This is a genomic window from Duganella qianjiadongensis (assembly GCF_009857915.1).
In the GTDB taxonomy this organism is placed as follows: Bacteria; Pseudomonadota; Gammaproteobacteria; order Burkholderiales; family Burkholderiaceae_D; genus Rugamonas; species Rugamonas qianjiadongensis.
On record NZ_WWCM01000003.1, the window covers coordinates 174093 to 188105 of the forward strand.

The 14013-nt window shown below is 61.2% G+C and carries 12 protein-coding genes and 1 other RNA gene; 5 read left to right on the plus strand and 8 right to left on the minus strand.

Features of this window, described 5'->3' with window-relative positions; genetic code table 11:
* Positions 1 to 76 precede the first annotated feature (76 nt).
* From ggt to GTP27_RS06500, 7 genes are all read right to left on the minus strand, one after another.
* Positions 77 to 1852 (minus strand): gamma-glutamyltransferase, encoded by a 1776-nt coding sequence (ggt, locus tag GTP27_RS06470; protein WP_161038364.1) that lies wholly within the window; start codon positions 1850 to 1852, stop codon positions 77 to 79.
* 15 nt (positions 1853 to 1867) lie between these two features.
* On the minus strand, positions 1868 to 2338 hold the full coding sequence (locus GTP27_RS06475; protein WP_161038365.1) for a hypothetical protein: 471 nt from the start codon (positions 2336 to 2338) through the stop codon (positions 1868 to 1870).
* Positions 2339 to 2503: 165 nt separating this feature from the next.
* Positions 2504 to 3403 carry an RNA polymerase sigma factor RpoH gene (gene rpoH, locus GTP27_RS06480; RefSeq protein WP_161038366.1) on the minus strand — a complete coding sequence of 300 codons (900 nt, stop codon included), beginning with the start codon at positions 3401 to 3403 and terminating at the stop codon, positions 2504 to 2506.
* Positions 3404 to 3677: 274 nt separating this feature from the next.
* A complete protein-coding gene (ftsX, locus tag GTP27_RS06485) occupies positions 3678 to 4598 on the minus strand; it encodes a permease-like cell division protein FtsX (protein WP_161038367.1) in 921 nt (306 codons plus the stop codon).
* Positions 4595 to 5251: a cell division ATP-binding protein FtsE gene (locus GTP27_RS06490; protein ID WP_161038368.1), complete on the minus strand. Its 657-nt coding sequence runs from the start codon at positions 5249 to 5251 to the stop codon at positions 4595 to 4597. Before GTP27_RS06490 ends, ftsX begins: the two co-directional genes overlap by 4 nt.
* A gap of 15 nt (positions 5252 to 5266) precedes the next feature.
* Positions 5267 to 6304, minus strand: a complete 1038-nt coding sequence (gene ftsY, locus GTP27_RS06495) for a signal recognition particle-docking protein FtsY (protein ID WP_161038369.1) — start codon at positions 6302 to 6304, stop codon at positions 5267 to 5269.
* A gap of 95 nt (positions 6305 to 6399) precedes the next feature.
* On the minus strand, positions 6400 to 7284 hold the full coding sequence (locus GTP27_RS06500) for a MerR family transcriptional regulator (protein WP_371865891.1): 885 nt from the start codon (positions 7282 to 7284) through the stop codon (positions 6400 to 6402).
* A gap of 169 nt (positions 7285 to 7453) precedes the next feature.
* On the opposite strand from GTP27_RS06500, the gene GTP27_RS06505 reads away from it, so the two are divergent.
* The 3 genes from GTP27_RS06505 (at position 7454) to GTP27_RS06515 (ending at position 10134) form a co-directional block, all read left to right on the plus strand.
* Entirely contained in the window at positions 7454 to 7720 is a 267-nt protein-coding gene (locus tag GTP27_RS06505; RefSeq protein WP_161038371.1) for a hypothetical protein, read from the plus strand.
* 644 nt (positions 7721 to 8364) lie between these two features.
* Positions 8365 to 9441: a porin gene (locus GTP27_RS06510; RefSeq protein ID WP_161038372.1), complete on the plus strand. Its 1077-nt coding sequence runs from the start codon at positions 8365 to 8367 to the stop codon at positions 9439 to 9441.
* A gap of 90 nt (positions 9442 to 9531) precedes the next feature.
* Entirely contained in the window at positions 9532 to 10134 is a 603-nt protein-coding gene (locus GTP27_RS06515) for a hypothetical protein (protein WP_229633474.1), read from the plus strand.
* Positions 10135 to 10151: 17 nt separating this feature from the next.
* Here GTP27_RS06515 and GTP27_RS06520 read toward each other — a convergent pair whose 3' ends face one another.
* The gene (locus tag GTP27_RS06520) at positions 10152 to 11855 is read right to left on the minus strand and encodes a thiamine pyrophosphate-binding protein (RefSeq protein ID WP_161038373.1); all 1704 of its coding nucleotides are present in this window, start codon (positions 11853 to 11855) and stop codon (positions 10152 to 10154) included.
* Between the two features lie 164 nt (positions 11856 to 12019).
* Here GTP27_RS06520 and rnpB point away from each other — a divergent pair.
* Both rnpB and glpK read left to right on the plus strand, forming a co-directional pair.
* Positions 12020 to 12386, plus strand: an RNA gene (rnpB, locus tag GTP27_RS06525) — RNase P RNA component class A.
* A gap of 63 nt (positions 12387 to 12449) precedes the next feature.
* Positions 12450 to 13955 carry a glycerol kinase GlpK gene (gene glpK, locus GTP27_RS06530; protein WP_161038374.1) on the plus strand — a complete coding sequence of 502 codons (1506 nt, stop codon included), beginning with the start codon at positions 12450 to 12452 and terminating at the stop codon, positions 13953 to 13955.
* Positions 13956 to 14013: the final 58 nt, after the last annotated feature.

The following is a 14013-nucleotide window of genomic DNA, read 5'->3' on the forward strand; positions in this document are numbered from 1 at the left end:
TTAAACATGGCTTAGTGTGGCGGTGCCGCCACGCGGGCGCATCAGGTGACGCGCACCTGATGCCGGCTGTGCCGTGCTAGTGGGCGCTCTTCTGCACCATGGCGCTGCCTATACCGTGGCGCTTGCCTTCGCTCACGGCCGTCACCGTGCCATCGGGATTGAACACCAGCGCGTTGGCCGCGCCGATTTCTTCCGGCTGGCCCCAGCGCTGGCCCAGTTTTTCCAGAGCTTGCGCCTGTGCCGTGCCGGCAAAGCCCGGCTCTACATCGGTAGTCATGCCGTTGCGTTCGGACAGACGCGGTGCGTTCAGCGCGTCCGGCATGCTCATGCCCAGATCGAGGTAGTTGACCATGGTCTGCAGCACTGTGGTGATGATGGTGGCGCCGCCCGGGCTGCCGATGGTGAAGGCCGGTTTGCCGTTGCGGAAAGCGATGGTGGGCGACATGCTGGAACGGGGCCGCTTGCCCGCTTCCGGCACGTTCGGTGCCGGGCCGGAGAAGTCGAAGTCGGTCATTTCATTATTCAGCAGGAAGCCATAGCCGGGCACCACGATGCCGCTGCCGCCCCACGATTCGATGGTGTAGGTGTAGGAAACGATGTTGCCTTCCTTGTCAGCCACGGTCAGGTGGGTGGTGTGGGCGCCTTCGGCCAGCAGCTTGTTGCTGCGCGGACGCAGCGGCACACTGACATCGTTCTGGAACGGATAAGGATCACCGGCATCGGCATGGGGGCTGGCCTGCTGCGGGTTGATCAGTTCGCGGCGGCGCGCGGCATATTCCTTGCTCAGCAAACCGGCCACGGGCGCGTCGACGAATTCGGGATCGGCCAGATAGGCATTGCGGTCGGCGAAGGCCAGCCGGCTCGCTTCCAGATACAGGTGTTCGGCCTGAGCGCGTGGCAGGGCTTTCAGGTCGTAGCCTTCCAGAATATTGAGCGCTTCGGCAATCGCAATGCCGCCGCTGCTGGGCAGGGCCATGCCGTACAGGTCGTAGCCACGGTAGGTGCTGTGGATGGGCTGGCGGATGCGCACTTCGTAATTGGCCAGGTCGGCCATGCTCATGTTGCCGGCACGTACCTGTACGCCGGGGGCGACGGGCGGCTGGTTGACAGCGGCCACCACGGCGCGGCCCAGTTTGCCTTCATAAAAAGTCCTGATGCCGCCGCTGGCCAGTTCGCGGTAGGCCTTGGCCAGATCGGGATTGCGCAGCAGGGTGCCGGGCGGCAGTGCTTTGCCATCCTTCATATATAGCGCCGCCGTGGCGGGGAATAGTTTGAATTTGCCGAGGTTTTCGTCGATCAGGTGGCTGAAGTTGGCATTCACGGTAAAGCCTTTGCTGGCTACGCCTATGGCCGGTGCCAGCACCTGTGCAAACGACATGCTGCCATAGCGCTGCAGGGCTTCGTGCCAGCCCCGTACCGTACCCGGCACGCCGACCGACATGCCGCTGGCGATGGCGGTGTCGTAGTCTAGCGGCTTGCCATCCTGCTGGAATACAGTAGGGCTGAAGCTGGCCGGCGCCGTTTCGCGGTGATCGATGGTGATCACGCGCTTGTCCTTGGCCAGATAGATGACCATCAGGCCGCCACCGCCTATGCCGCAGCTGAACGGATCGGTCACGCCCAGCGTGGCCGCAGCGGCAACGGCCGCATCGATGGCATTGCCGCCCTTGTTCAGGATGGTAATGGCTGCCTGCGAGGCCGGTTCGCTGATGGTGGCTACAGCGCCACCCGTGCCGGTAGCCACAGGCGCTTTGGCCCAGGCGGCCGTTGGCGCGGTGAAGCTGATGGTCAGCGTGGTGATGAAGGTGGTGGAAACAAGGAAGGACAGGGTGGGCTGGCGGAGCTGGGTCATGGGCGCTTACTCGGGTTAGGATGAAGGTGCGTTGCTCACCCTCAAGCTTACCCGATAATCTGGCGCGATTTCATCTTTTGCCGGGGCCGCCTGTGGTTCCAGCCCCGTCAGGGTAATGGTCCAGCCCTGTTCCGTGATGCTGGCGCGGGCATTGGGCATGTTTTCGGACAGTACAAACTGGCTGGTGCTGCCATCCTGCCCCGTCAGCACAAAGCTGTAGCTGATGTAGCCAGCCCATACGCACACGGTGCCGGCGCGGCAGCGGCTATCGTTGACGCGCTCCAGCCTGAGCTGGGCGGCAGCATGGTTGCTGCTGGCTGTCGCCGCCAGAGCTACGCTGGCACCCTGGGTCAGCACGATATTGCGGGTGACGGCGGGGGGCTCTGCACCGGCACGCCCGAACGCGCTGCTACAGGCATACAGCAGCGCCATGCTGGCAATCAGCAGAGGCAGGATGACGAGCTGCCGGAGTATGCTGGTTTTCATGGTAATACCTCGAAACTTCGAACGAAGGCCATCATGTGGCGCAACACACGATCAGCTTAACAAAAAGTCTATAGATGGGGCGCACGCCAGACACTAGCGTGCGCTGCAACGAAAAAAAACAGCCGCGCGCGGTGAGCGGCGGCTGTCTGGCGGTGCCGGGCTGGTTTACTGGTATTTGGCCAGCGCAGCTTTCATTTTTTTCAGCGCCGCCACTTCGATCTGGCGGATGCGTTCGGCGGAAACGCCGAATTCTTCCGCCAGTTCATGCAGCGTGGCACCGCTGCCGTCATCATTGGCTAGCCAGCGCGCTTCGACGATGCGGCGCGAGCGGGCATCGAGCTGGGCCAGTGCCTGTTCCAGTCCTTCCGAATGCAGCCGGTTGACCTGTTTGGCTTCCAGCACGCGGGTCGGCTCGCTGGCTTCCGAGGACAGGTAGGCGATAGGCGCGAACTTGTCGTCTTCGTCGTCGCTGGGCGATTCCAGTGCGATATCGCGACCGCTTAGACGGGTTTCCATCTCGATCACTTCTTCGCGCTTCACATCCAGCGTCTGCGCCAGCTGGTCGATCTGGGCCGGGCTCATGGCATCGAGACCGGTTTTGTGGCTGCGCAGGTTGAAGAACAGCTTGCGCTGGGCCTTGGTGGTGGCCACTTTGACCAGACGCCAGTTCTTCAGGATGTACTCGTGCATCTCGGCTTTAATCCAGTGCATGGCGTAGGACACCAGCCGCACGCCCTGATCGGGATCGAAGCGTTTGACGGCCTTCATCAGGCCGATGTTGCCTTCCTGAATCAGGTCGGCGTGCGGCAGGCCGTAGCCCAGATAGCCGCGCGCGATCGACACCACCAGACGCAGGTGCGACAGCACCAGCTCCTGTGCGGCAGCCAGATCGTTGTGTTCTTTCAGACGCTTGGCGAGGGAGGTTTCCTCGTCATGGCTCAGCATCGGCAGACGGTTGACGGCCGAAATATAGGCATCGATATTGCCCAGATTACCAGTAAATCCCAGTCCCAAGGCGCGATTGGTGACCGGTACCAGAGCATTCGGTGCGGACATCGTAGGCATATTTTTTCCTTAGTGGTGAGTGCGTCTTAGCAAAAATTATTACTTTGTCGCTGTAGAGAACTGAATTTGCTCTGCAGTCGATATATATTAGCACTCTCTGTCGTTGAGTGCCAATCACTGCAAATCTATCGCATTGATAGCAAAAAAGCTATAGCCAGCGTCAGGTAATAGGCACAGAGTGCGCCTTGCAACTTAGGCTGGGCTTAATACAGGGAAGGGTAGTGCCGGAGGGGCGTAGCGTCCGTGCGGGGCCGCACGGACGCTAGCGGAAGGCTTAATTCATGCGCGCCAGATGGCGCTGCACGGACAGCATGGCGCCCAGCAGGCCGAGGCCGGCCGAGAGGGCCAGCAGGCCGGCCATGGCTAGCGGCGGCAACGGAGTCAGCTGGAATTCCGAGGCATACAGCCGGGCAAATTCGGCGATCGCCTGATTCAGCGGGCGCAGCGCCAGCGCTACGGCGCCCAGCGCCACACCGCCGGCGCACAGGCCCAGCAGGGCGCCGGTGTAGAAGAAGGGGCGGTGGATGAAGTTGTCGGTGGCGCCGATCAGCTTGCAGACCTGAATTTCTTCGCGCTGGGTCAGCACCTGCAGGCGGATGGTATTGAAGATCACGGCCACCACCACCGTACCCAGCGTGGCGGCCAGGATCAGCAGGGCCATGCGCAGCACATTGATCAGGGCAGCCAGACGTTTGACCCAGGCCGAGTCGACCTGTACCGATTCGACTCCGGGCAGGGTGCGGAGCTGTTCGGCCAGCTGGTCCACATCACCGCCAGCCTGGGCATTGCGGAAGGCATCGATCTTGATGACATAGCTATCGGGCAGGGGGTTTTCGCCCAGCGTGGTCAGCACATCGGCCAGTCCGTTCTTGTCGCGCAGCTGGTCCAGCGCCTTTTCGCGCGGGGTGAAGATAATCTTGGCCTGCTTGTCCTTGACGGTCTGGCGCAGCGAGGAGGCCAGTGCCTGGGCCTGTTCGCGCGGCGTATCCTGACGCAGGAATACGCTGACTTCGGGATCGACCGAGAGCTGCTCCGACATGGGGCGCACATTGTCGAGCAGGGTGACGCCGGCAAACGGCAGCGCCAGCGCGATGGCCACCACCAGAATATTGAACAGGAAACCGCCGGGCGAGCGGCGCAGGTGCAGCAGGGCTGCGCCCAGAGCGTAACGGTGCTGGCGTAACCAGTTAGTCATGCGGCTACCTCCAGTTGGCCTTGATTGAGATGGATCACGCGCGCGGCTGCATCGAGCATCTGTTCGTCGTGGCTGGAAATAATGCAGGTCACGCCGACCGAATTGAAGGCCTTGAGAGCATCCAGCACGCGGTTGGCGCTGACCCGGTCCAGATTGGCCGTGGGTTCATCGGCCAGTATCAGCTGGGGACGGTTGACGATGGCGCGCGCGATCGACACGCGCTGCTGCTCGCCACCGGAGAGCGATAGCGGCTGGGCATCGGCGCGCTCGGCCAGTCCCACCTTGTCGAGCGCGGCACGGGCGCGGGTTTCCGCTTCCTTGTGCGCGGCGCCCGCCACCAGCAGGGGCAGCATCACATTGGCCAGGATGCTGCGGTCGGTGAGCAGGCGCTGCTGCTGGAAGATCAGGCCCAGATTGCGCCGCAGCGAAGGAATTGCGGCCGGACGGATGCGCGCAATATCGGCGCCGTTGATCAGCACCTGGCCGCTGCTGGGACGCTCGATGGCAGCGATCATTTTCAGCAGGGTGGACTTGCCGGCGCCGGAAGGGCCGGCCAGAAACACCAGCTCGCCCTTGGCCACCGTGAAGGACACATCGTGCAGGGCGTAAGTATCGGTGGAATATTGTTTGGAAACGTTGCGGAATTCGATCATGGAACGGTTATCCGGTCATTCACCCAGTAAAGCATCGACAAATTCGGCCGCCACGAAGGGCTGCAGATCCTCTATCTTCTCGCCTATGCCGATGAAATACACCGGCACCGGACGCACGCGGGCAATCGCGGCCAGCACGCCGCCCTTGGCCGTGCCATCGAGCTTGGTAATGACCAGCCCGGTCAGATGCAGCGCATCGTCAAAGGCTTTTACCTGCGCCAGTGCATTCTGCCCGGTATTGCCATCAATCACCAGCAGCGTTTCATGGGGCGCGCCTTCCATGCCCTTGCCCAGCACGCGCTGGACTTTTTTCAGCTCTTCCATCAGGTGCAGCTGGGTCGGCAGGCGGCCGGCCGTATCGACCATCACCACATCGTGGCCCCGGGCTTTGCCGGACTGCACGGCATCGAAGGCCACAGCGGCCGGATCGCCGGAGGCCTGCGAAATCACCGTGATGTTATTGCGCTGGCCCCATACCATCAGCTGTTCGCGCGCGGCGGCGCGGAAGGTGTCGCCTGCGGCCAGCAGCACCGACTGGTGGTGGGTCTGCATATGCTTGGCCAGCTTGCCGATGGTGGTGGTCTTGCCAGCGCCATTCACGCCGGCAATCATCATCACCATGGGCTGATGGCGTCCCAGCTCGAACGGACGCTGCAGCGGCAGCAGCAGTTCCACCAGCAGCTGTTTCAGCGCAGCTTTGACGGCGGCGGCATCGAGCAGCTTGTCCTGCTTGACCTTCTGTTTCAGTGCGGTAAGCAGGTATTCGGTGGCTTCCACCCCGGCGTCGGACATCAGCAGGGCCGCTTCCAGTTCGTCATACAGATCGTCATCGATCTTGGCGCCGACGAACAGGATGGACAGGTTGGAGGAAGTCTTGGACAGGCCCGCTTTCAGGCGCGCCATCCACGACTGGCGCGGCGCCGGTTCTTCAACCAGCAGTGGCGCGGCAGCAGGCGCAGCGCTGACGGGAGTGGCAGGCGCCGCAGCAGGCGCGGCAGCAGGAGTAGCGGCCTCGGGAGGCGTGACGGTTTTTTTCTTGAAGAAACTAAACATGGGCAGGTGGTTACGGGCGCTTCAAGCGGAGGCTGGCGTGGCCAGCCACTAGGAAACGCTTATTCTACCAGAGCCCTACTGCATGGCCGCGGCGATTAGCGGCTAGTACGCTGGCGCCAGTCGGCAATGGCAGCCTGCAATTCGTGCAGGGCGAACACGCGGACATATGGTGGGCGGCGGCGTTTCAGGGCGACATTGCTGCCGCCGGCCCACAGTTCCGTCTGGCCGCCCAGACGATTGTTCAGCTCGGCCAGACCGTCGAGCGCCTGGCGTGCGTTCATGGCGACCGAGAATGACAGGGCGATGATGTCGACGCGCTGGGCCTGTGCCGCTTCGACGATGTCGATCAGCGGGGTCTGCACGCCTAGCGAGATGCAGTGCGCGCCTTCGGCCACGCACATGGCTTCGGCCATCAGCAGGCCCAGACCGTGGCGTTCCTGCGGCAGCGTGGTCAGCATGATGCGCGGCGCACCATGGCTGTTGCCGTTCGCCTGGGGCATGGCGAAGATGGCGCTGCGCATCACTACGGTCAGCGATTCGGTGTACAGATGTTCTTCGAAGGTGGCGAGGATGCCGCTGGCCCAGGCTTCGCCCACCAGCGAGGTGAGCGGCGCAACCAGATCGATCACAAAGCTTTTCAGCCCCATCATCAGCAGTGCCTGCGACAGCTTGCGGCGCAGTGCTTCCATCTGGTGGCTCTTGCAGAGGTCGATATAGCTCTGCAGTTCGGGCGGGGGCACGCTCGTGGTTTTGACGACGGCGGCCTGGCCGGTCAGTGCTTTCAGTTCTTCGCTACTGTGCTGGATGATTTTGCTGGGACGATAGCCGAGATCGATCAGCCGTTTGACCAGACGCAGCTTCTGCACCTGATCCGGCGGGTAGATCCGTTCGCCATTGGGGTCGCGCAGAGGCTGCGGGAAGGCGTAACGGCGCTCCCACACTCGTAAAGTCTCCTTGGCAACGCCGGTGTCGCGTTCCACGTCACTAATTGTGCTCAGTGCTAGTGGTGTATTTTCTTTATTAATCATCAGGCTACAGCGGCCAGTTTTTTATTGGCTGCAAGGGTTGGCACAGGGTCCGGGTGCACAACGCGCACGGTCACGCCGGATAACGCGACCTGCATTCTACATTCGATTTATGAGCGCAAGTATGGCACGCAGCCAGCAGCTTGTCTGTTCGTGCATGGAGAAAACAGCTTGTCCACGACATGTCCCAGACAGCCAGAATGAAATATGTGATTCCGTCGCTGGAGGAAATTTTGTCATAGACAAAATATTTTTCTTAGGAAATGTTGTCCCGGAAGGGGAAACCGTTGTTTTTAGCGCTGACTTTTCTGCTGAAATTGACTTGTTCTGCATGAATTTTAAATTTCCGCAATCTTTTTCGATGGTAATGTTGCGTAATTGTGACAAGTAGCAATTACTTACAAATTGCTGATGCGACGCAGCAGCTTGCAGGGGAGGCTGAATTTAATTGAGCAATATGAGGTTTTTTCATGCATATAGTTGGCATTGTGCGATATTTCGCCGTTGAAATCGCCGAATTTTCTGCGGAGTTGTAAGCTTATTACCAATTAGTTGAGGCTGTTGTCTGCCGGCTCCGGTATAAAATGTCATGGTTAATAGCAAACATAGCTATTTTCACTTGGTCCGACAATGCTGTCCGTCCCGCGAGGGCAGGGCAGTCTGGAATAAAGAAATCGGGCGGAAAATCCGGGCTAGTTGGTTCTAAAGGCAGGAAATATTGCGATGCGGTAGAATGCTGGCGTTTTGAAATTCTGCCAAGAGTAACAAACGGCAATCTTGCCCATGTGACTCTTGATAGACAAGCAAAGCATCAGTATAGTGCCGCCTCCGGCGCGCAAGCGCGCTGCGATAAAGCCAGCGGCGACCGTATCGGCCGCATTTAAGTGAACGCCTCGCGTATCCCGCGGAGCATAGTGGCAGCTGGGGAGTTTGCCCTCACAAATACACGACGTCTGAAGCGACGTCGATAAGCACCGAACATGCCGTAATACTAGCTTTACCTATTTACAGCAACACAACTGAAGGAAACACGTTATGAAAAAATCCCTTATCGCCTTGGCCGTTCTGAGCGCAACCAGCGCTGCAGCCTTCGCCCAATCGAACGTCACCATCTACGGTATCGTTGATGCCGGTCTGGTGAGCGAGCGCGGCGGCGTTGCCAACACCACCAAAGTTTCCAGCGGCGTAGGCGCAGCCTCCCGTCTGGGCTTCAAAGGTACGGAAGATCTGGGCGGTGGTCTGAGCGCTGTCTTCGTGCTGGAATCGGGCATCAAAGCTGACACCGGCGAATCCGACGTTGCTGGTTCGATCGCTAACCGTCAATCCTACGTTGGTCTGAAATCGACCACCGCTGGTCAGCTGACACTGGGTCGCCAGTACACCCCTTACTACGAGTCCGTACGTGACGTAGCAGATCCATTCGCAATGGGCTACGCTGGTACTGCTAAAAACCTGTTCGGCGTGGCTGGCAACAACACCCGTAACAGCAACGCCATCGTTTACCAGTCGCCAGTAGTGGAAGGCTTCCAGGGCGAAGTTTCGTACAGCGTTGGCGAGCAAGCTGGCGATGCATCGGCACAGCGTCAGATCGGCGGCTACGTTGGCTACGCTAACGGTCCTCTGAACGTGCGCGTTGCTTACAATGCACGTAACAACGACGTGCCAGCTTCGAAACTGAGCACCGACGTAGGCCACAACACCCTGATCGCCGCTAACTACGACTTCGCAGTTGTTAAAGCTTACGCTGCTTTCAGCAAAGACAAGGGCACCAACAGCTCGGCTCTGGCTAACACCAGCAACCCATTCGGCTACACCGTCGCTCCAGTAGCGTCGAAGGACAGCAGCGTTGCTCTGATCGGCCTGACCGCACCAGTTGGCCCAGCAGGCACCCTGATGGCTTCGTACACCCGTAAGAACGACAAAGAAGCTGCAAACCACGACGCTGATCAGTGGGCAGTGGGTTACTCCTACGCTCTGTCGAAACGCACCAGCACCTACGTTTCGTACGCTAAGATCAAAAACAAAAACGGCGCTAGCTACACTGTTGGTAACAACAGCGAAGCCGGTACCGGTGACAAAGCCTTCAACGTGGGCGTACGTCACTCGTTCTAATCTGATCTGATCAGGTAGAATCATCAACGGCTGCCTAGTGCAGCCGTTGTTCATTTCCGCCCTCGTTTATTTTTGTCGAAAGCCGCTACCATGATGCGCTCGCGCCGGGTTCTCTTTGCCAGTTCGCTTGCCGGTTCCCTGATATTGGCCTCGTTTGCCGTACTGGCGGCGCCCAAGCTGGCGCGCAAGCCGGCTGCGCAGGTGCTGCCGCGCTACGGCATGCTGGTGTTTTCCGATCTGTGCGTCAGTTCCGAGAATGGCGAATTTGGCGGCCAGCGCATTACGCTGCAGCGCTTTGCCGAAGTCGATACGGTGTTATATGAATACACGGCTGGTGGCCTGAGCTGGCCGGTGGTGGCCAGCGATGTGGTGATCGATCCGCGTGGCCGCCAGTTCTATTTCACGGTGCAGCCGCCCGACGAGGAAGAGCGCACCATACGCGGCACGCTGAGCGAGGATGGCAAGGCGCTGGTGCTCGATGGCAGCTACTGTAATGATGCGAAAATGCCCATGAAGCTGCTGCGGGTGAGTGACTTTGGCCGTCAGGCCGGCGTATGCCGGGTCTGCCCGCCCATGAAATCGGCACCGGCCGAGCCGGAGCCGTCCCCGCCTGAAACGCCCGCGGCACCGCCGCAACCGGCGGCGCCGCTGCAGAAAATCGAGGCTGGCCGCACCACTGCCAGCCTGGGCTAGAGCGCTGCCCAGACGACTTATTTCCCCTTTTTAGCCTGCAATGCGTTGTTGCGTATGGTTTCCAGCGTGGCGCCCGGCGTAATCAGGTTGCCGTCATAGCGCAGTTCGATCACTGCCGGCAGATTCTGGCTGCGCGCAAATGCCAGCGAACGCTCCAGTGCCGGCGCAAACCCCGCCGTGGTTTCCACCACTTCACCATGGCCGCCATAGGCTGCCGCCAGCGCGGCAAAGTCCGGATTGTGCAGCTGGGTGCCCGAGACGCGGCCCGGATAGTGCAGTTCCTGATGCATGCGGATGGTGCCGAACATACCGTTGTTGAACACGATGATGACCACACCGGCGCGGTACTGCACGGCGGTGGCTAGCTCCTGCCCGTTCATCATGTATTCGCCGTCACCGGCAAAGGTGATCACGGTGCGATCGGGATCGATGATTTTTGCCGCCACCCCGGCCGGTACGCTATAGCCCATGGCGCCGCTGGTAGGAGCGAGCTGGGTGCGCATGCCGCCGTAGCGGTGGAAGCGGTGTGCCCAGGTAGCGTAGTTGCCAGCACCATTGGTGATGATGGTGTTGGCCGGGGTGAGCTGGTCGAGCTGCTGCACCAGCTGCCACAGATCAAGCGGCGCTTTGCCGTCCTGGAAGATGGGCGGCTGCTGCTGCCATGCGGCCAGATCGGCTCTGGCGGCAGAAACACTGTCGCGCCATGCGCTGCTGTCGACCGGCGCCATGGCGGCCAGCATGCTGGCGATCTGCGGCATGCCGCTGTTGATCATCAGCCGGGCCTGATACACGCTGCCCAGTTCTTCGGCGTCGGCATGCACATGCACCAGCTGCTGGCGCGGCACCGGGGCTTCGATCAGACTGTAGCCGCCGGTGGTCATTTCGCCCAGACGGGGGCCGATGGCGATCAGTACATCGGCTTCACGCACGCGTGCCGCCAGTTTCGGATTGATGCCTATGCCCACGTCGCCTACGTAATGGGGGTGGGCATTGTCGAGCAGGTCCTGGAAGCGGAAGGCGCAGGCCACGGGCAGGTGGTTGGCTTCGGCAAAGCGCTGCAGATCGGCGCAGGCGGCCGGATTCCAGCCGCCGCCACCGAGCAGTACCAGCGGCTTTTTGGCGCCGGACAGCAGCGTACGCAATTGTTCGATCTGGCTGGCGGCGGGGGAGGCCTGCACCGGCTGGTAGCAGCCCGTATCGGCCACGCTGGCGACGGCCGTCAGCATGTCTTCCGGCAGGGCCAGCACCACCGGGCCGGGGCGGCCGCTGGTAGCGACCTGGAAAGCGCGGGCGATATATTCGGGTACACGCTCGGCGCGGTCGATCTGCGCCACCCACTTGGCCATCTGGCCATACATGCGGCGGTAGTCGATTTCCTGGAAAGCTTCGCGGTCGATGAAATCATTGCCCACCTGGCCGATGAACAGAATCATCGGGGTAGAGTCCTGAAACGCCGTATGCACGCCGATCGAGGCATTGGTAGCGCCGGGACCACGGGTGACAAAGCAGATGCCGGGTTTGCCCGTCATCTTGCCGTAGGCATCGGCCATGAAGGCGGCGCCGCCTTCCTGCCGGTTGATAATGAAACGGATGCCGGAGTCGTGCAGGGCATCGAGCACGTCCAGATAGCTTTCGCCGGGTACGCCGAAAGCTGTGTCTACGCCGTGGATCTTCAGGGCATCGACCAGAATCTGGCCGCCAGTGCGGGATGGTAGTGTCATTATTTGCCTTATTGGTCTTGTGGATCAAACGGGTTTCAGGATGTCAGCCATTCTACGGCGCGCTCCATACCGCGGCTTTTCTAATGGCGACACCAAATTTCAGATTTCTGGCACGCGGGCTGCCGTCTGGTGTGGGCGGGGGCGCAACTGGTACAATAGCGCCCGAAGCAAGCCAGACAGCCGCTGGCCAGCGCGTAATGCCTGGCGGGAGGAAGGTCCGGACTCCATAGAGCGGGGTGACGGTTAACGGCCGTCCGTTGAAAGCCTGCTGTGCCTTACCGGTACTTGTACTGGTGTGGTGCAGGGGTATAAGGCGAGGAATAGGGCCACAGAGACGAGCGTATTAAGTTACGGTGAAACGCGGTAACCTCCACCTGGTGCAATTCCAAATAGGCACGCGATGATGTGGCTCGCGGAGCGTGCGGGTAGGAAGCTTGAGCGCTGGAGTAATCCAGCGCCTAGAGGAATGGCTGTCATAGCGCAGGTTCGCCTGTGCCGTAACAAAATCCGGCCTATCGGCTTGCTTCAACTAATTTACAGTGCGCGGCTGGAGCGCCGTCGGCGTGCAGCACGACGCCGACGGGGACGATGCCGATGAAACACTACATACTGGCCCTCGATCAGGGCACGACCAGCTCGCGCGCTATCCTGTTTGATCGCGCGGGGCAGATCTGCGCCAGCGCCGCGCAGGAATTCCCCCAGCACTTTCCCCAGTCCGGCTGGGTAGAGCACGACCCCAACGAAATCTGGAACAGCCAGCTCACGGTAGCGCGCAAAGTGCTGCACGAGAGCGGCGTGAGCGGCGCGCAGATCGCCGCTATCGGCATTGCCAACCAGCGCGAAACCACGCTGGTGTGGGACCGCAAGAGCGGCGAGCCGATCGCGCCGGCCATCGTCTGGCAGGACCGCCGCACGGCCGACCTGTGCCAGCACTTGCGCGAGGCCGGCAAGGCGAAGCTGATTGCCGATACCTCGGGGCTGGAACTCGATGCCTATTTTTCCGCCACCAAGCTCAAATGGCTGCTCGACCATGTGCCCGGTGCGCGCGAGCGGGCCCGGCATGGCGCGCTGGCTTTCGGCACCATCGATAGCTGGCTGACTTTCAAGCTGACCGGCCAGCATGTGACGGATGTGAGCAATGCCTCGCGCACCATGCTGTTCAACATACACCTGATGCGCTGGGATAGCGACTTGTTGCATCTGTTCGATATTCCCGAGCAGCTGCTGCCGCAAGTGGTTTCGTCCAGCGAAGAAGTGGGCAAGACCCACGCTGCCCTGTTTGGCGCGGAAATCCCTGTCGCCGGCATCGCCGGTGATCAGCAGGCTGCCACTTTCGGCCAGGCCTGCATGACTCCCGGCATGGTGAAAAATACCTATGGCACCGGCTGTTTCATGCTGATGCATCTGGGACGCCATCCGGTGGCTACGCACAACCGTTTGCTGACCACGGTGGGCTGGCGTGTCGATGGCGCTACCGACTATCTGCTCGAAGGCAGCGTGTTCATGGGCGGCGCTACCGTGCAGTGGCTGCGCGACGGGCTGGGCATCATCAGCAAATCCTCCGAAGTGGAAGCGCTGGCGGCCAGCGTGCCCGATAGCGGCGGTGTGTATATGGTGCCGGCGTTTGTCGGCCTCGGCGCGCCGCACTGGGACCCGTATGCGCGCGGCACGCTGGTGGGACTGAGCCGGGGCAGCAACCGTGGTCACATTGCGCGCGCCGCGCTGGAAGCGATTGCCTACCAGAGCGCCGAGCTGATGGCCGCCATGCAGAAGGATGTGGCGGCAGCGCAGCGCCAGATTCCGCTGGCGGAGGTGCGGGCCGACGGCGGCGCTGCCTGTAACAATATGCTGATGCAGTTCCAGGCCGATCTGCTGGGCGTGCCCGTGATCCGGCCTACCGTGACGGAAACTACGGCGCTGGGAGCGGCCTATCTGGCCGGACTGGCGGTGGGTTACTGGGAGACGCAGGACGAAATCCGCGCCCAGTGGCGCTGCGAACGGCGCTTCGAGCCGGCCATGGCGGAGCAGCGCCGGCTGGAACTGCTGGGTCAGTGGCAGCGCGCGGTGGAGCGCTCGCGGGGCTGGGTGCAGCCGGCCTGAGTCCGCCGGCCTATGCCGGCGGTGACTTCAGCAGGGCGGAACTAATTGATGCTGCGGG

What these genes read in the sequence shown, in the direction of transcription:
- ggt (WP_161038364.1), bottom strand. Translation starts at nt 1,852, where the DNA reads ATGACCCAGCTCCGCCAGCCCACCCTGTCCTTCCTTGTTTCCACCACC.
- GTP27_RS06475 (WP_161038365.1), bottom strand. Translation starts at nt 2,338, where the DNA reads ATGAAAACCAGCATACTCCGGCAGCTCGTCATCCTGCCTCTGCTGATT.
- rpoH (WP_161038366.1), bottom strand. Translation starts at nt 3,403, where the DNA reads ATGCCTACGATGTCCGCACCGAATGCTCTGGTACCGGTCACCAATCGC.
- ftsX (WP_161038367.1), bottom strand. Translation starts at nt 4,598, where the DNA reads ATGACTAACTGGTTACGCCAGCACCGTTACGCTCTGGGCGCAGCCCTG.
- GTP27_RS06490 (WP_161038368.1), bottom strand. Translation starts at nt 5,251, where the DNA reads ATGATCGAATTCCGCAACGTTTCCAAACAATATTCCACCGATACTTAC.
- ftsY (WP_161038369.1), bottom strand. Translation starts at nt 6,304, where the DNA reads ATGTTTAGTTTCTTCAAGAAAAAAACCGTCACGCCTCCCGAGGCCGCT.
- GTP27_RS06505 (WP_161038371.1), top strand. Translation starts at nt 7,454, where the DNA reads ATGGCACGCAGCCAGCAGCTTGTCTGTTCGTGCATGGAGAAAACAGCT.
- GTP27_RS06510 (WP_161038372.1), top strand. Translation starts at nt 8,365, where the DNA reads ATGAAAAAATCCCTTATCGCCTTGGCCGTTCTGAGCGCAACCAGCGCT.
- GTP27_RS06515 (WP_229633474.1), top strand. Translation starts at nt 9,532, where the DNA reads ATGATGCGCTCGCGCCGGGTTCTCTTTGCCAGTTCGCTTGCCGGTTCC.
- GTP27_RS06520 (WP_161038373.1), bottom strand. Translation starts at nt 11,855, where the DNA reads ATGACACTACCATCCCGCACTGGCGGCCAGATTCTGGTCGATGCCCTG.
- glpK (WP_161038374.1), top strand. Translation starts at nt 12,450, where the DNA reads ATGAAACACTACATACTGGCCCTCGATCAGGGCACGACCAGCTCGCGC.